17 protein-coding genes are annotated in these 14,686 nt (G+C 73.9%); 8 read left to right on the forward strand and 9 right to left on the reverse strand.

The window, feature by feature from the left end; all coding sequences use genetic code 11:
* Nucleotides 1-656 (forward strand): cellulose-binding domain-containing protein (locus ACH01S_RS45415; RefSeq protein ID WP_218010325.1); only part of this gene is annotated, 656 nt, incomplete at its 5' end.
* 3 nt (nucleotides 657-659) lie between these two features.
* Here the strand turns inward: ACH01S_RS45415 and ACH01S_RS19585 are convergent.
* Together ACH01S_RS19585 and ACH01S_RS19590 are read right to left on the reverse strand one after the other, a co-directional pair.
* Nucleotides 660-1,274: a hypothetical protein gene (locus tag ACH01S_RS19585; RefSeq protein ID WP_067893255.1), complete on the reverse strand. Its 615-nt coding sequence runs from the start codon at nucleotides 1,272-1,274 to the stop codon at nucleotides 660-662.
* A 1-nt stretch (nucleotide 1,275) separates the two neighbouring features.
* Nucleotides 1,276-1,911 (reverse strand): hypothetical protein, encoded by a 636-nt coding sequence (locus ACH01S_RS19590; RefSeq protein WP_067893257.1) that lies wholly within the window; start codon nucleotides 1,909-1,911, stop codon nucleotides 1,276-1,278.
* A 247-nt stretch (nucleotides 1,912-2,158) separates the two neighbouring features.
* Between ACH01S_RS19590 and ACH01S_RS19595 the strand changes: the two genes are divergently transcribed.
* Nucleotides 2,159-2,548: an SSI family serine proteinase inhibitor gene (locus ACH01S_RS19595; protein WP_169809307.1), complete on the forward strand. Its 390-nt coding sequence runs from the start codon at nucleotides 2,159-2,161 to the stop codon at nucleotides 2,546-2,548.
* Nucleotides 2,549-2,615: 67 nt separating this feature from the next.
* Nucleotides 2,616-2,957 (forward strand): hypothetical protein, encoded by a 342-nt coding sequence (locus tag ACH01S_RS44485; RefSeq protein ID WP_169809306.1) that lies wholly within the window; start codon nucleotides 2,616-2,618, stop codon nucleotides 2,955-2,957.
* Between the two features lie 62 nt (nucleotides 2,958-3,019).
* Here ACH01S_RS44485 and ACH01S_RS19605 read toward each other — a convergent pair whose 3' ends face one another.
* From ACH01S_RS19605 to ACH01S_RS19635, 7 genes are all read right to left on the reverse strand, one after another.
* Nucleotides 3,020-3,508: a nucleoside deaminase gene (locus ACH01S_RS19605; RefSeq protein WP_067893263.1), complete on the reverse strand. Its 489-nt coding sequence runs from the start codon at nucleotides 3,506-3,508 to the stop codon at nucleotides 3,020-3,022.
* 12 nt (nucleotides 3,509-3,520) lie between these two features.
* Nucleotides 3,521-4,531 carry a LacI family DNA-binding transcriptional regulator gene (locus tag ACH01S_RS19610; protein WP_067893265.1) on the reverse strand — a complete coding sequence of 337 codons (1,011 nt, stop codon included), beginning with the start codon at nucleotides 4,529-4,531 and terminating at the stop codon, nucleotides 3,521-3,523.
* A 31-nt stretch (nucleotides 4,532-4,562) separates the two neighbouring features.
* Nucleotides 4,563-5,999, reverse strand: coding sequence for a GH1 family beta-glucosidase (locus ACH01S_RS19615; protein ID WP_174564897.1), 1,437 nt, complete (start codon nucleotides 5,997-5,999; stop codon nucleotides 4,563-4,565).
* The gene (locus tag ACH01S_RS19620; RefSeq protein WP_067893267.1) at nucleotides 5,996-6,871 is read right to left on the reverse strand and encodes a carbohydrate ABC transporter permease; all 876 of its coding nucleotides are present in this window, start codon (nucleotides 6,869-6,871) and stop codon (nucleotides 5,996-5,998) included. Before ACH01S_RS19620 ends, ACH01S_RS19615 begins: the two co-directional genes overlap by 4 nt.
* Nucleotides 6,868-7,848 carry a carbohydrate ABC transporter permease gene (locus ACH01S_RS19625; protein ID WP_067893269.1) on the reverse strand — a complete coding sequence of 327 codons (981 nt, stop codon included), beginning with the start codon at nucleotides 7,846-7,848 and terminating at the stop codon, nucleotides 6,868-6,870. Before ACH01S_RS19625 ends, ACH01S_RS19620 begins: the two co-directional genes overlap by 4 nt.
* A gap of 104 nt (nucleotides 7,849-7,952) precedes the next feature.
* The gene (locus tag ACH01S_RS19630) at nucleotides 7,953-9,263 is read right to left on the reverse strand and encodes an ABC transporter substrate-binding protein (protein ID WP_067893271.1); all 1,311 of its coding nucleotides are present in this window, start codon (nucleotides 9,261-9,263) and stop codon (nucleotides 7,953-7,955) included.
* Between the two features lie 117 nt (nucleotides 9,264-9,380).
* Nucleotides 9,381-11,018, reverse strand: coding sequence for a glycoside hydrolase family 13 protein (locus ACH01S_RS19635; protein WP_067893273.1), 1,638 nt, complete (start codon nucleotides 11,016-11,018; stop codon nucleotides 9,381-9,383).
* Nucleotides 11,019-11,189: 171 nt separating this feature from the next.
* Here ACH01S_RS19635 and ACH01S_RS19640 point away from each other — a divergent pair, with 171 nt between their 5' ends.
* The 5 genes from ACH01S_RS19640 (at nucleotide 11,190) to ACH01S_RS19660 (ending at nucleotide 14,680) form a co-directional block, all read left to right on the forward strand.
* On the forward strand, nucleotides 11,190-11,891 hold the full coding sequence (locus ACH01S_RS19640; RefSeq protein WP_067893275.1) for a nucleotidyltransferase domain-containing protein: 702 nt from the start codon (nucleotides 11,190-11,192) through the stop codon (nucleotides 11,889-11,891).
* Entirely contained in the window at nucleotides 11,888-12,178 is a 291-nt protein-coding gene (locus ACH01S_RS19645; protein ID WP_067893277.1) for a nucleotidyltransferase domain-containing protein, read from the forward strand. The genes ACH01S_RS19640 and ACH01S_RS19645 overlap by 4 nt, the downstream gene beginning before the upstream one ends.
* A gap of 111 nt (nucleotides 12,179-12,289) precedes the next feature.
* Nucleotides 12,290-12,952 carry a GTP cyclohydrolase II gene (locus tag ACH01S_RS19650; protein ID WP_067893279.1) on the forward strand — a complete coding sequence of 221 codons (663 nt, stop codon included), beginning with the start codon at nucleotides 12,290-12,292 and terminating at the stop codon, nucleotides 12,950-12,952.
* Entirely contained in the window at nucleotides 12,949-13,752 is an 804-nt protein-coding gene (locus ACH01S_RS19655) for a CDP-alcohol phosphatidyltransferase family protein (protein WP_067893281.1), read from the forward strand. Before ACH01S_RS19650 ends, ACH01S_RS19655 begins: the two co-directional genes overlap by 4 nt.
* Nucleotides 13,709-14,680: a zinc-dependent alcohol dehydrogenase gene (locus ACH01S_RS19660; protein WP_067893283.1), complete on the forward strand. Its 972-nt coding sequence runs from the start codon at nucleotides 13,709-13,711 to the stop codon at nucleotides 14,678-14,680. The genes ACH01S_RS19655 and ACH01S_RS19660 overlap by 44 nt, the downstream gene beginning before the upstream one ends.
* Nucleotides 14,681-14,686: the final 6 nt, after the last annotated feature.

Raw genomic sequence — 14,686 nt, forward strand, 5'->3', positions numbered from 1 at the left:
AGCTCGCGACGCGGCACGGCGGGGACGACGCCCGTCCCGCCGAGCACGGCCGCTGGACGCCGGGCCCTCCGGAGCCGGCGGCCGCGACCGGCGTCCTGGCCGGTCCGCCCGTCCCGCCCGAGCCCGCGCCGAACCCGACGCGCGTCCTCGCCGAGCCGCCGCCGCAGGACCCGCCGCCCGCGCCGCGCTCCTTCCGGAAACCGCTGCTCATCGGCGGCGCCGCCGCCGGGGCCCTCGCCCTCCTGGCGCTGCTGCTGGCCGCGCTGTCGCCCGACTCGTCCGACAAGGCGGGCGCGGGACGGCCGGGTCCGCCGTCCGCGACCGCCACGGCGCCGTCCGTCGCCTGCGCGGTGACCTACACCCTGCAGGGGACGTGGCCGCGGGGCTTCCAGGCGTCCGTCCGCATCACGAACCTCGGCGACCGGGCGATCGACGGCTGGACGCTCGGCTTCGAGTTCCCGGACGGGCAGTCGATCGTCCAGCTCTGGAACGGCAGCCGCACCCAGGAGGGCGCCGCCGTCACCGTCACCGCGGCGGGCTGGAACCGGTCGATCCCGCCGGGCGGGACAGCCGAGTTCGGCTTCCTCGGTCGCCAGGACGGCGCGAACGGCGCGCCGTCCCGCTTCACCCTGAACGGCGGCGAGTGCCGCGGCTGACCGTCAGCTCGCCGGGGTCATCAGCTCGACGCCGATGAGCGAGGCGAGCACCAGCGTCCGCTGCGGCTCGGGCAGCGGCGCGAACACCCGCACGGTGTGGCGCCGCCGCCGGTCGTTGTAGGGGGAGTGGGCGGTCAGATACGAGCCGATCCGCGTGCCGCCGGGATCGGTGATCGTGCCCTCCTCGTTCGGGTTCCGCATGCCGGGGCCGGTCACGAACGCGACCTCGTCGCGCTGCGCGTCGAGGAGCCCGTAGCGGCCGCCCCGCTTGCCGGACATCAGCTTGACGACGCCGCCCAGCCCGCCCGTCATGACCGCGACCGAGCCGATCAGGCCGCCGTTCGGCGCGACCACGTAGGCGGGCTGCGGGCGCATCGGGTCGTTGGTCCGGTCGACGTAGAAGTACGGCGTCCCGTCGGGCCCGGCGACGCAGACCACCGTGCGCGTCTCGTCGTACTGGGCGTGCGGGTTGGCGTAGGGCATCGCGGCGTCGTCCTGCCGCCGGACGGGGACGCGGGTGACGTTGGCGAGCAGCTCCCCGCCGTCGTGGACGACGTACTCGCGCGGCCGCCGCGGCTCGTCGATCGTCCAGGTGAGCGCTTCGTACAGGGAGGGCACGTCAGCTCCGGGTCAGGTCGAAGGCGAGGGGCGAGGCGATGACCATCGTTCGCAGCGGCTCGGGGAGCTGGTACATGAGCTGCAGGACGTAGCGGTCCTTGAAGGTCGCCTCCCGGACGTCGGCGTGCGCGATCAGCTGCCCGTTCATGTCGGTGTAGTCGCAGCCGACCGGGATCCACCGCAGCGTGTTGTCGCCGGGCGTGCCGACCTGCCGCATCTCCCACGCCAGCTCGCACAGCGGGCGGTCGGCGCCGTCGAGCAGGCGGTGCCGCATCGCGGGCGCGCGGCCGAACATCGCGCCCATCATGCCGCCCGCCGCCATCTGCCGCGCCACGCCCTGCAGGTCGTACTGGAACCGGCCGATCACCGCGCCGCCGGGCGCCACCACCGCGACCGGCGCGCCGTCCTGGTGGTCGACGTAGAACAGCGGCGCGCCGTCGAGCCCGCCGACCTGGACGACGACCCTCGCGTTCTTGAGCCCCGAGCCGAACACGCCGAGCAGCCCCTTGCGCGGTTTCGGGCCCGCGACCTGCGTCGCGTGACCGAGGGGGACGTCGTTCTCGCCCTCGATCCGGTAGTCGAGCTGCGACGACTGCTGTTCGATCTTCAGGAAGGGCGAATTCAACAGGTCGGTCATGACATGCGAGCCTAGCGCGGTATGTACCGGCTCGCGGGCGATACCGCGGCCGTCCGGCGCATTTCGCCGCTACGGCGCCGCGACAATGGGCAGACTCGATTCCGGAGTTTACCGATGGCCGATCCGAGACCGGAATTGACCTTATTTGGGGGAGTTTGTGGCGCGCCCAATGAGGGGGCGCCAGGGCGATTCGGCGTCCGGGCGGCCGACGCCGCGGAACGCGGCGGGCAGAAACTGGGAGGAAGACATGCACAAGTCGCGTGCCCGTCTCCGCTGGGCCGCATTGGCCGCGGGAATGGCGTTCCTCGCGCAGGCGGCGCCCGCGCAGGCGCGCGAACCGGCCGCCTTCTACCGGCTGTGGGTGACGCCCGAGAGCGGGCACGGCACCGTCCGCACGCTGTCGTGCGATCCGGACGGAGGCACCCACGAGGACGCGGCCCGAGCCTGTGACCAGCTGGATTCCGTGCGCGGAGAGGTGTCGCGCATTCCCGCGCAGGACGGCGTGTGCACATTGGAGTACGCGCCGGTCCGGGTCCGCGCCGAGGGCCGCTGGCACGGCGCGCCCCGGCGTTTCGCCCGCAGCTACGGCAACCGGTGCGCGGCGGTGCGGGAGACCGGCGGAATCCTTTTCCGGTAAGGGCGCGGACCGCGCACCCGCGGGCCGCCGCACGGGATTCGACCCGCTTTCCGGCGGCCCGCCCGAAATGAAGGGCTTCGACGTAATGCTGGCCTACACGGGACAGGACGTCCTGGTGACCTATGAGCGGACCGGCGGATTCGCCGGGCTCGCCGACCGCGTGGCCGTCGACGATTCGGGGACGGCGGTCGTCCGCGACCGGAAGATCATGCTGCGCGACGGTGAAATGCGCGACCTGCGCGCCGCGCTCGCCGGGATCACGACCATGCGATCGTCGTCGGCGGGATGCCAGGTCGCCGATCACTTCACCTACACGCTCACCTATCGCGGGCGCCGCGCGACGCGCTGCCAGGTCCCGCCGGACTGGCGGGCGGCGGTCGAGCGGCTGGACGCGCTGCTCGTGCGCTGACCGTCCGACCGGAAAGGCGCGCCGTCCACCGGAAGGGGACGGCGCGCCTTCGGCGGCTCCGCTCAGCGGCGGGCGGCCGCGCGGGTGTGCAGGTCGCGCATCGCGGACTCCAGGGACGGCACCGGCCCGTCCACCCGGACGCCGGGCACGACCTCCTGGATCGGGAAGGCCGTGACCGGGCCGGGCGGGACGCCGAGGTCCGCCCGCCACGCCGCGAGCTGCGCGGCCGACAGGATGTAGACGATGCGTCCGAGCCCGACCCACCCGTGCGCCGCCGAGCACATCGGGCAGTGCTCCCCGGAGGTGAACACGGTCGCCGCCGCCCGGTCCGCCTCGGACATGTTGTTGGCCGCCCAGCGCGCGGCCTCGAACTCGGGGTGCCGGGTGTGGTCGCCGCCCGCCGTGCGGTTGCGGTCCTCGAACAGGGCCTTCCCGTCCGGTCCCGCGAGGACCGTTCCAAACGGCTCGTCGGACGCCTCCAGCGCCTCGGCGGCCAGCTCGACGCAGCGCTTCAGATGGACGAGCTCGGCGTCGGTCGGTTCGTATGCCATGCCCGGATCATGTCAGGCGGACTCGCGCAGGACCAGGTGAGGGCGCAGGATCACCACCGGGTCGGGGACCGTCTCGCCGCGGATCCGCGACACCAGCAGCCGCGCCATCTCCACGCCCATCTCCTCCGGCGACTGGTGGACGGTCGTCAGCGGCGGGTCGGCGAGCGGCGCGGCGGCCGAATCGTCGAACCCGATCACCGCCACGTCGTCCGGGACGCCGCGGCCGTGCCGGTGCAGCGCCCGCAGCGCGCCGAGCGCCATCGGGTCGTCGGCGGCGAACACCGCGTCGAGGCCGGGGTCGGCGGCGAGCAGCCGCTCCGCCGCCGCGACCCCGCTGGCCTCGCCGAAGTCGCCGTACTCGACGCGCTCGGGCAGCCCGGCGGCGGCGAGCGCGTCCCGGTAGCCCGCCAGCCGGTCGATGCCGACGCCCATGTCCTGCGGCCCGGCGATGGTCGCGATCCGCCGCCGCCCCTGCGCGACGAGGTGGGCCACCGCCTCCCGGGCGCCGCTGCGGTTGTCGACGTCGACGTAGCTGACCGGGTGCAGGCCGGGCGGCCGCCCGCCGAGCACGGTCGGCACGCCGCCCGCCTCCAGCTTGGCGGGCAGCGGGTCCTCGGCGTGCAGGGACGTGAGGAGCACGCCGTCCACGTGCTGGGCGGTGAGGTAGTCCTCCAGCCGGTCGTACTCGGCGGGGGAGCGGGCGAGCGCGAGCAGGAGCTGCAGCCCGGTGTCGCCGAGCCCGTTGCTGATCCCGCGGATGATCCCGGCGAAGTACGGCTCGTGGAACAGCCGCTGGTCGGACTCGGCGACGACGAGCGCCACCGTGTCGGTGCGGCGGGTGACGAGCTGGCGCGCCGCGCGGTTCGGCACGTAGCCGAGCTCGTCGATCGCCTTCAGCACCGCCGCGCGCGCCTGCGCGCTGACCCGCGGCGAGCCGTTCACCACCCGGGACACCGTGCCGCGCCCGACCCCGGCCCGCGCCGCGACCTCCTCCAGGGTCGGCCGCCCGCCCCTACCCGTCATCTGGCCCCCTCAGTCCGTACCGTCCGGGCGGTCAGGGCCGTCCGGGCAGCCCGCCGCGCCGGATCACCCCGGCGTACCAGCGAGCGCTCTCCTTGGGCGCGCGGCGCTGCGTCGCGTAGTCGACGTGAACCAGGCCGAAGCGTTTCGAGTAGCCCCAGGCCCACTCGAAATTATCCAGCAGGGACCACGTGAAGTAGCCGCGAAGCGGGACACCGTCCGCGACGGCGTCGTGGCACGCCCGCAGGTGCGCGTCGAGGTAGGCGATGCGCGCGGCGTCTTGGACCGTGCCATTCTCGTCCGGCGCCTCGTCGTAGCCCGCGCCGTTCTCCGTGACGTACAGCGGGACGGGCGGGTACTCGCGGTGCACCCGGGTCAGCACCTCGTGCAGCCCGCCCGCGTCGATCTCCCAGCCCATCCCGGTGACCGGGCGCCCGCCCGGCACGAACCGGACGTGCTCGCTGCCCACCCAGGGGGAGTGCGTGGCGAACGGCGACGACGCGGTCTGGCTCGCCTCGCCGGGCGTCCCGGCGACGGTGTGCCGCGAGTAGTAGTTGATGCCGAGGTGGTCGAGCGGGCGGCCGATGACCTCCAGGTCGGCGCCGAGGTCCGCGCCCGCCGGGACGAACCCGAGCCGCTCGGTGTCCTCCAGGACGTCCGCCGGGTAGCGGCCGAGCAGCAGCGGGTCGAGGAACAGCCGGTTCTGCAGGCCGTCGACGCGGCGCGCGGCGTCCACGTCGGCGGGGTGGTCGGTCGCGGGCGACACCGCGTAGAGGTTCACGGCCGCGCCGACCAGGGTGTCGGCGTTCGCCGCCCGCATGGCGCCGGCGGCGAGGCCGTGGCCGAGCATCAGGTGGTGCGCGGCCGCCAGCGCGGCGGCCGGGTCGCGGCGGCCCGGCGCGTGCTCCCCGGAGGCGTAGCCGAGGAACGCCGCGCACCACGGCTCGTTCACCGTCGTCCAGTGCCGGACGCGGTCGCCGAGCGCGCCGTGGACCAGCGCCGCGTACTCGGCGAACCGGTGCGCGGTGTCGCGCTCCGGCCAGCCGCCCGCGTCCTCCAGCGGCTGCGGCAGGTCCCAGTGGTAGAGCGTCGGCCAGGGCTCGACACCCGCCGCGAGCAGCGCGTCCACGAGCCGCCGGTAGAAGTCGAGGCCCTCCTGGTTGACGGCCCCGCTCCCGGACGGCAGCACCCGCGGCCAGGAGATCGAGAACCGGTAGGCGGTGAGGCCGAGGTCCGCCATCAGCGCCACGTCGTCGGCGAACCGGTGGTAGTGGTCGACCGCGACGTCGCCGGTGTCGCCGCCGAGGACCTTGCCGGGCACGCGGCTGAAGGTGTCCCAGATGGACGGGCCGCGCCCGCCCTCCCGCGCGGCGCCCTCGATCTGGTAGGCGGCGGTGGCGGCGCCCCAGCGGAACCCCGCCGGGAACGCCGCGACGGGAGCCGCGCCGGTCTCATCCTGAATGGAGGTCACGCCTTCACTGCACCTTCCATGATTCCGCCGATGATCTGGCGGCCGAAAACGACGAACACGACGAGCAGCGGCAGGATCGCCACGGACGTCCCGGCGAACATGAGCGTGTAGTCCTTGAAGTAGGCGTTCGCCAGGTTGTTGATCGAGAGCTGCACCGTCGGGTTGTCCGGGCTCAGCACGGCGAGCGGCCACATGAACTCGTTCCAGGTCTGCATGAACGTGAACAGGCCGAGCACGCCCGCGGCGGGACGCAGCGCGGGCAGCACCACGCGCCAGTAGATGCCGAACGTGCTGCACCCGTCGACGCGGGCCGCCTCGATCAGCTCGTCCGGGACGGCCTGGTCGGCGTACTGCCGCATCATGAACACGCCGAACCCGGTGACCAGGAACGGGACGATCACCGCCTGCAGATGGTTCTGCCAGCCCAGCTTCACCATGATCATGTAGAGCGGGATGATGCCCATCTGCACCGGGACCATCATCGTCGCGACGATCGTGAGCAGCAGCGCGTTCCGGCCGCGGAAGCGCAGCTTGGCGAACGCGAACCCGGCGAGCGAGGCGAAGAACACCGTCGAGACCGTCACCGCGCCGGACGCGATGGCCGAGTTCAGCAGCCCCTTCGCGAAGTAGGCCTCCGGGTTGTCGAAGAGGCGTCCGACGTTGTCGGCGCCCTGCCCGCCGGGCAGCAGCGGCGGCGGGACGTCGGCGACGACGCTGTTCGTCCGCGTCGCCACGATGATCATCCAGTAGATCGGGAAGACCGACAGCGCCAGCGCGGCGACCAGCGTGACGTAGGTGAGGGGACTGGCGTTCCACAGGCCGCGGAACCGTCCGGGGCGCCCGGCCTGGCGCCCGGCGAGAAGGGTCGTCATCGCGTGCCTCCCGCGCGCCGCACGGCCAGGAAGTTGAGCAGCGAGAACACGATGATCATCAGGAACAGCGCCCACGCGACGGTCGCGCCGTAGCCGTACCGGTCGTGGCCGAAGGCGTTGTCGTACATGTACATCGTGATCGTCTGGAACTGGTGCATCGGGCCGCCGTCCATCTTGTTGGGGGTGCCGACGCTGAACAGGACGGGCTCGGTGAACAGCTGCAGCCCGCCGATGGTCGAGATGATCACCGTGAAGAGGATCGTCGGCCGCAGCATCGGCACGGTGATCTGCCAGAACTGCCGGATCCTGGACGCGCCGTCGATCGCCGCCGCCTCGTAGAGGTCCTTCGGGATCGCCTGCATGGCGGCGAGGTAGATGAGCGCGTTGTAGCCGGTCCAGCGCCAGTCGACCATCGTCGCGATGGCGACCCACGACCAGCCGCGGCTGCTCGTCCAGGCGACCGGGTCGATCCCGGCCAGGCCGAGCGCCCAGTTGACCATGCCCCAGTCCTTGTCGAACATCTGGGTGAACACGATCGCGACGGCGGCGGTCGAGGTGACGAGCGGCGCGACCATCCCGATCCGGAACAGCGTCGGCATCCGCATCCGCCGGTTCAGCGCGTTCGCGGCGAGCAGCGCGAGCAGGAGCTGCGGGACGGTCGCCACGACGAAGATCCCGAGCGTGTTGACGGTCGCGTGCCAGAAGTCCGCGTCGGTCAGCAGGTAGTCGTAGTTGTCGAGGCCGACGAACCTCCGCGTCCCGGACGCGAGCTCCCAGTCGTGCAGCGAGACCCAGAGGGTGTAGCCGAGCGGGAACGCGCCGAACACGAGGAAGACGAGGTAGAACGGCGAGATGAAGGCGTAGGGCGCGCCCCGCAGGTCGAGCCTGGCGAGCCGGGCCCGCCAGACGCGGCGGGGCGCGGGCCCAGGCGGCGCGGGCGGCGGGCCGTTCCGGCCGGGGCGCAGCTCGATGGTCATCGCGGTGCGCCTCCTTTCCGAGGACTGGTCGAAGGACGGGGGACGGCGGCGGCGCCGGCGCGGCGCGCACCGCCGCCGTCCCGGTTCGCGGACGGCCGCCGGCTCTACCGGGCCGCCTTCTTCGCCTCCTCGACGGACTTGGCCCAGGCGTCCGCGGGCTTGCGCCGCCCCTGCCCGACGGAGATCAGGACGTTCTCCACCGCCGCCCGCACGTCCTCGTTCTTCGGCCCGAGGTGCACCGGCTTCACCGCGGACACGAGCTGCCCGAAGATCTGGCCGATCGGCGCGTCGTTGAAGTAGGCGCTCTTCGCCCCGGCGACCGCCGGGTCCTGCGCGGCCTGCGGCGAGGACGGGAAGACGTTCTTCTCCTTGAACGCGCCCACCTGCCCCTCGGGCGAGGTCAGGAACTGGGCCAGCGCGGCGGCGGCCTTGGCGTGCTTCGTCTGCTTCGGGACGGCGAGCCACGACCCGCCCCAGTACCCGGACCCGCCGGGCGTGGTCGCCACGTCCCACTTGCCCTTGCCGTAGGACCCGGAGAAGTCCTCGATGCCGCCGAGCATCCAGGACGGGCACGGCACGGTGGCGAACGAGTCCCGCTTGAGGGCGGTCTGCCACGGCGGGGTGAAGACCGACATGTCGGCGGTGAGCTTGCCCTGCTCGAACTTCAGGGCCGTGTCGAACGCCTGCTTCACGGCCGGGTTGGTGTCGTAGACGAGGGTGTCGTCCTTGTCGAAGAAGCTGTGGCCTGGACCGTTCCCGGCGTTCTGCAGGACGGTCGCGCGGAACACGGCGGTGGGGCCGTCCAGCCACTTGGTGCCGGGCACCTTGCTCTCGAACTTCTGGCCGGTGGCGAGGAACGCGTCCCACGTCGGCCAGAGCTTGCCGACCTCGTCGCGGCCGGTCGGCAGGCCCGCCTTCTTGAACAGGTCGGTGCGGTAGCACATGGCGAGCGGGCCGACGTCGGTGCCGAGCCCGACGAGCTGCTTGCCGTCCGGGCTGACGCCCATCTGCCACTTCCACGGCAGGAAGTTCTTCTCCAGCGCCCGGCCGCCGTAGTCGAACAGGTTGAGGAACTTCGCGCGCTGCTGCATGTAGAGGGGGAGGATGCCCTCCTCCAGCATGACGACGTCGCCCGCGCCGCTGCCGGTGGCCATCCACTGCTGGATGCGGGGCTTGTACTCGTCCAGGCTGGAGACCTTGCGCTGCTTGATCCTGACGTTGGGATGGGACTGCTCGTACTGCTTGTAGAGCGCGTCGTAGCCGGGCTCGCCGAAGACGTCGACGGTGAGCTCGACCGGCCCGGACTCGGCGCCGCCCTCGCCGCCCTTGTCGTCGCCGCCGCAGGCGACGGCGAGGGCGCCGACGAGCACGGCCGCCATCGCCGTGCCCAGCCCGCGCCGCATGATGGCCCTCATCGCGGACCCCTCTCAGGTTGTGACTACCGGTGGTGGGAGCGCTCCCACGGATAAAAGACCGTGACCGGGTGTGCTGTCAATGTGCCGAAATGAAACCGTTACCTGGCGGTCACCCGGTCAGCCGTCCGCGGGGACGTCCCACCACAGGGCCGTGTCGGCGGGAAGCTCGGCGGTGCCGCCGTCCGCCCGGTAGGGCCCGCTCGCCAGCAGCGGCGTGCCGGGCAGGGGGACGCGGGCGGCGTGTTCGCCCAGGTTGACGGCGCATCCGAGCCGCCGTCCGCCGCCCGTGCCCGTCCGGACGAAGGACAGCGTGCCGGGCGGGCCGTCCAGCCAGCGCAGCCGCCCGCCGCCGAGCGCCGGATGATCCCGCCGGACGCGCAGCGCCGCCCGGTAGAGGGCGAGCATCGAGCCGGGGTCGCCGCGCTGCGCCGCCACCGTGAGGTCGCGCCACGCGGTCGGCATCGGCAGCCACGACGCGGGGCCCGCGCCGAACCCGAACGGCGGCTCCTCGCCGTCCCACGGCAGCGGGACGCGGCAGCCGTCGCGCCCGTCGCCCCCGCCGCGCCGCCGCTGCGGGTCCTGCTGGAACTCCTCCGGCAGGTCGAGCACCTCGGGCAGGCCCAGCTCCTCGCCCTGGTAGACGTAGGACGACCCGGGCAGCGCGAGCGTCAGCAGCGCCGCCGCGCGCGCCCGCCGCAGCCCGGCCTCGCCGCCGCCGTACCGGGTGACGTGCCGTTTCACGTCGTGGTTCGACAGGACCCAGGTGGCGGGCGCGCCGACCGCGTCCGCCGTGCGCAGCGACTCCGCGATCACCTCCCGCATCCGGGCCGCGTCCCACGGCGCGGTCAGGTAGTGGAAGTTGAACGCCTGGTGCAGCTCGTCCGGACGGGTGTAGGCGGCGAGCCGCTCGGGCGTCGGCGCCCACGCCTCGGCGACCGCGATCCGCTCCCCGCCGTAGGTGTCCAGGAGGCGGCGCCACTCGCGGTGGATCTCGTGGACGGGGTCCTGGTCGAAGTAGGGGAGGACGGCCGTGCCGAGCATCTCCGTCTGGTTCCCGTGCCCGACGTCGGGGAGGCCGGGGGCCTTGGCCATGCCGTGCGCGACGTCGACGCGGAAGCCGTCCACGCCGAGGTCGAGCCAGAACCGCAGGATGCTCGCGAACTCGTCGTGGACCTCGGGGTTCTCCCAGTTCAGGTCCGGTTGCTCGGCGGCGAACAGGTGCAGGTACCACTGGCCGTCCGGGACGCGCGTCCAAGCGGGGCCGCCGAACACCGACTCCCAGTCGTTCGGCGGGTCGGCGCCGTCCGGGCCGCGCCCGTCCCGGAACACGTAGCGGGCGCGCTCGGCGGAGCCCGGCGGCGCGGCGAGCGCCGCGCGGAACCAGGCGTGCCGGTCGGAGGTGTGGTTCGGGACGACGTCCACGATGATCCGCAGACCGCGCGCGTGCGCCTCCGCGATCAGCGCGCGGGCGTCGTCGAGGGTGCCGAACAGGGGGTCGACGTCGCGGTAGTCGGCCACGTCGTAGCCGAAGTCGGCCATTGGGGAGACGTAGAACGGGGTCAGCCACAGCGCGTCCACGCCGAGCGAGGCGAGGTAGGGCAGCCGGGACCGGACGCCCGGCAGGTCGCCGACGCCGTCGCCGTCGGAGTCGGCGAAGCTGCGGACGTACACCTGGTAGATGACGGCGTCGCGCCACCACCCGCCGCCCTCCGCCGCGCGACCGGACGAGGCGACGGCCAGGATGTCCTCGCTCATGAACGTCCTTCCGCTGGAGGGGCCTGCTCGCCGGGGGCCGCGACGAGGACGAACGCGCATCGAGCACAGGATAGGGAACACGCCCGCCCAGTCGCCGTGGACGATCGCCGTGCGTTCGCGGGCCCCGGTTATCGAGTCGACACGCCGGACGCGCTGCGCCAGGCTGCCCGCGTGACGATCTCCGACGACGAGGACGCGCTCGGCCTCGTCCGCGACCACACGATCCTGTCGGTGGTGGCCGGGTCGCGCGCCTACGGCCTCGCGACGCGGGCCAGCGACGTCGACCGGCGCGGCGTCTACGCCGCGCCCGCGCCGCTGTTCTGGCGGTTCGCCAAGCCGCCGACGCACGTGGACGGCCCGCTGCCCGAGCAGTTCTCCTGGGAGCTGGAGCGGTTCTGCGAACTGGCGCTCGCGGCGAACCCGACCGTCCTTGAGTGCCTGTGGTCGCCGCTGGTCGAGAAGGCCACCCCGGCGGGCGAGGAGCTGCTGGCCGTCCGCGGGGCGTTCCTGTCGCGCCGCGCGCACCGCACGTTCCTCCGCTACGCCGACGCGCAGTTCCGCAAGCTGGACGGCGACCTGCGCAACGGCGGCGCGCCGCGCTGGAAGCACGTCATGCACACGCTGCGGCTGCTGGAGTGCGGGCTGCACCTCGTCCGGCACGGCGAGCCGCGCGTGGACGTCGGCGACCAGCGCGACCGGCTGCTCGCCGTGCGGCGCGGCGAGGTCGGCTGGGACGAGATCGCCGCCTGGCGCGCCGCCCTCACCGCCGCCGTGGACGAGGCGCTCGACCGCAGCCCGCTGCCCGCCGAGCCCGACCGCGCGGCGGTCGAGGACCTGCTGATCTCCATCCGACGAAGGAGCGTGGCCCGGTGAACGCGCTGCTGACGGGGATCCATCTGATGCGGACGGGCGAGGTCGAGGCCGATCTGACGCGCCTCGCCGGGGACGGCCCGTCCTACCTGGCCGAGCTGATCGAGGCGAAGCGGGGCGCCGAGCACGGCGCGCTGCCCGCGGACGCGCCGGGCGCGTCCCGGATCGAGGCGGACGTGGCCGCCCTCACCGCCCGGCTTGAGGCCGAGCGGGAGCGCTCTGAGTTGCCGGAACTCCCGTCGAATCGGCGAGCCGTCCACGATTTGGTGGTGACCGCCCGGCTGCGCTGAACCCTGGGGCGCCTCCCCTCCGTGCCACCGGACATACGAACCGTTCGAACGCAACCGCCCGGTGCGTCCGCCACGTACCAGGGACGACTGCGGAGCCGAGGAAGGGGAGCGATGCGCGATCAGGGCATCGACCGAAACGACATCGCGGAGGCGGATCTGCGGACCCGCCGGGGCGTGTTCCGCGCCGTCGCGTTCCGGGACCCGGTCGACGGGCACGAGCACATGGCGCTCGTGCGCGGCGACGTCCGGGGGCGGGAGGACGTGCTCGTCCGGACGCACTCCGAATGCATGACCGGCGACATCTTCGCCGCCACGCGCTGCGAGTGCGGGGACCAGCTCGGCGCGGCGCTGGACGCCGTCGTCCGCGAGGGCGCCGGTGTCCTCGTCTACCTGCGCGGCCACGAGGGGCGGGGGATCGGCCTCGTGGCGAAGGTCCGCACGCACATCCTGCAGGACGACCAGGGCCTCGACACCGTCGACTCGGCCACCGCGATCGGGCTGCCGGTGGACGTCCGCGACTACGGCCCGGCGGCCCGCGTGCTGCGCCACCTCGGGGTCCGGTCGGTGCGGCTGATGTCGAACAACCCGGACAAGGTCAGCGCCCTGGAGGCGTACGGGGTGCGGGTGTCGTCCCGCGTCCCGCTGCTCGTGCCGGTCAGCGCGGACAACGTCCGGTACCTGACGGCGAAGCGCGACCGGCTGGGGCACGACCTGCCGCAGCTCGACGGCCCGGTCCGGCTCGGCGAGGCGCCGGTGAGCGAGGTGCGCGGATGACCCGGCCCGCGACCCTGCCGCTGCCGCTGGCGCCGCCGGTGCCGCGCCGCCTTCCCCGGCCGGGACGGGCGGGCGAGCTGGCCGCCGCGGCGGCGGCCGAGGCCGGGCTGGCGGCGGCGGTCCGCCCCGGCCTCGCGGGCCTGGTCGTCGGCGCCGTGTACGCGCTGGCGTCCTGGGCGGTCCTCAGCGCGGCGTTCCGCGCCCGCGCGGCCCTCGGCCCGGCCGACCACGTGACGCTGGCCAGGGTCGTCCTCACCGGGGGTGTCGCGGCGCTGGTCGCGGGGCATCTCCTCGGCGGCGGGCACACCTGGACGCTGGTCGCGGTCGCGTCCGCCGCGCTCGTCCTGGACGGGGTGGACGGCCGGGTCGCCCGCCGCACCGGGACGGCGTCCCGGCTCGGCGCGCGGTTCGACATGGAGACCGACGCGTTCCTCGTCCTCGTGCTGAGCCTGGAGGTCGCGTGGACGGTCGGGTGGTGGGTGCTCGCGATCGGCGCGATGCGGTACGCGTTCGGCGCGGCGGCCTTCGCGGCGCCGTGGCTGCGCGCGGACCTGCCGCCGAGCGTGGCGCGCAAGGCCGTCGCGGTGGTGCAGGGGGTGACGCTGGTCGTGGCGGCGGCGGGCGTCGTCCCGTACCCGGCGGCGCTGGTCGCGGCGGCGCTCGCGCTGCTGCTGTGGTCGTTCGGACGCGACGTCGTATGGCTGTTCGTCCGCCGGGAGCGGCGGGACGGCCGGGGGAACCGGGGGAGGAGCACGGATGGAGCGCGAGGCCCGCGCCTTCTGGATCCGGTCGCCAGGTGAGGGCGAGGTCCGCGACGTCGCCCTGCCCGCGCCGGGACCCGGCGACGTGCTGGTCAGGACGCTGTTCTCCGGCGTCAGCCGGGGCACGGAGGCGATCGTGTTCCGCGGCGGCGTCCCGCCGAGCCAGCACGCGATCATGCGGGCGCCCTTCCAGGAGGGCGAGTTCCCCGGCCCGGTCAAGTACGGCTACCTGAACGTCGGCGCGGTCGAGCACGGCCCGCCGGACCTCCTCGGCCGCACGGTGTTCTGCCTCTACCCGCACCAGACCCGGTACGTCGTCCCGGCGGGCGCGGTCACGCCCGTCCCGGACGGGGTGCCGCCCGAGCGCGCCGTCCTCGCCGGGACGGTCGAGACCGCCGTCAACGCCCTGTGGGACGCCGCGCCGCTGGTAGGCGACCGCATCGCGGTCGTCGGCGGCGGGATGGTGGGGTGCTCGGTCGCCGGGGTCCTCGCCGGGTTCCCGGGGTGCCGGGTGCAGCTCGTCGACACCGACCCGTCCCGCGCGGATGTCGCCCGCGCGTTCGGCGTCGGCTTCGCCCGCCCCGAGGACGCCGAAGAAGGCTGCGACATCGTGATCCACGCGAGCGCCACCGAGGCGGGGCTCGCGCGGTCGCTGGAACTGCTCGCCCCGGACGGCGAGGTCGTCGAGCTGAGCTGGTACGGCGACCGGCGGGTCGCCGTGCCGCTGGGGGAGTTCTTCCACTCGCGGCGGCTGACCGTGCGGAGCAGCCAGGTCGGCGCGGTGGCCCCGGCCCGGCGGTCCCGGCGGACGTTCGCCGACCGGCTGGCGGTCGCGCTGGGCCTGCTCGCCGATCCGGCGTTCGACGCGCTGATCACGGGGGAGAGCGGCTTCGCCGACCTGCCCCGGGTCATGCCGCGTCTCGCGTCCGGTGAACTTCCCGCGCTCTGCCACCGAATCACCTATTGAGACCCC

This window comes from Actinomadura chibensis NBRC 106107 (genome assembly GCF_001552135.1).
Taxonomy (GTDB): Bacteria; Actinomycetota; Actinomycetes; order Streptosporangiales; family Streptosporangiaceae; genus Spirillospora; species Spirillospora chibensis.

What these genes read in the sequence shown, in the direction of transcription:
- ACH01S_RS19595 (WP_169809307.1), top strand. Translation starts at nt 2,159, where the DNA reads ATGCACAAGTCGCGTGCCCGTCTCCGCTGGGCCGCATTGGCCGCGGGA.
- ACH01S_RS19635 (WP_067893273.1), bottom strand. Translation starts at nt 11,018, where the DNA reads ATGAGCGAGGACATCCTGGCCGTCGCCTCGTCCGGTCGCGCGGCGGAG.
- ACH01S_RS19655 (WP_067893281.1), top strand. Translation starts at nt 12,949, where the DNA reads ATGACCCGGCCCGCGACCCTGCCGCTGCCGCTGGCGCCGCCGGTGCCG.
- ACH01S_RS19605 (WP_067893263.1), bottom strand. Translation starts at nt 3,508, where the DNA reads ATGGCATACGAACCGACCGACGCCGAGCTCGTCCATCTGAAGCGCTGC.
- ACH01S_RS19650 (WP_067893279.1), top strand. Translation starts at nt 12,290, where the DNA reads ATGCGCGATCAGGGCATCGACCGAAACGACATCGCGGAGGCGGATCTG.
- ACH01S_RS19620 (WP_067893267.1), bottom strand. Translation starts at nt 6,871, where the DNA reads ATGACGACCCTTCTCGCCGGGCGCCAGGCCGGGCGCCCCGGACGGTTC.
- ACH01S_RS19610 (WP_067893265.1), bottom strand. Translation starts at nt 4,531, where the DNA reads ATGACGGGTAGGGGCGGGCGGCCGACCCTGGAGGAGGTCGCGGCGCGG.
- ACH01S_RS19625 (WP_067893269.1), bottom strand. Translation starts at nt 7,848, where the DNA reads ATGACCATCGAGCTGCGCCCCGGCCGGAACGGCCCGCCGCCCGCGCCG.
- ACH01S_RS44485 (WP_169809306.1), top strand. Translation starts at nt 2,616, where the DNA reads ATGAAGGGCTTCGACGTAATGCTGGCCTACACGGGACAGGACGTCCTG.
- ACH01S_RS19630 (WP_067893271.1), bottom strand. Translation starts at nt 9,263, where the DNA reads ATGAGGGCCATCATGCGGCGCGGGCTGGGCACGGCGATGGCGGCCGTG.
- ACH01S_RS19660 (WP_067893283.1), top strand. Translation starts at nt 13,709, where the DNA reads ATGGAGCGCGAGGCCCGCGCCTTCTGGATCCGGTCGCCAGGTGAGGGC.
- ACH01S_RS19590 (WP_067893257.1), bottom strand. Translation starts at nt 1,911, where the DNA reads ATGACCGACCTGTTGAATTCGCCCTTCCTGAAGATCGAACAGCAGTCG.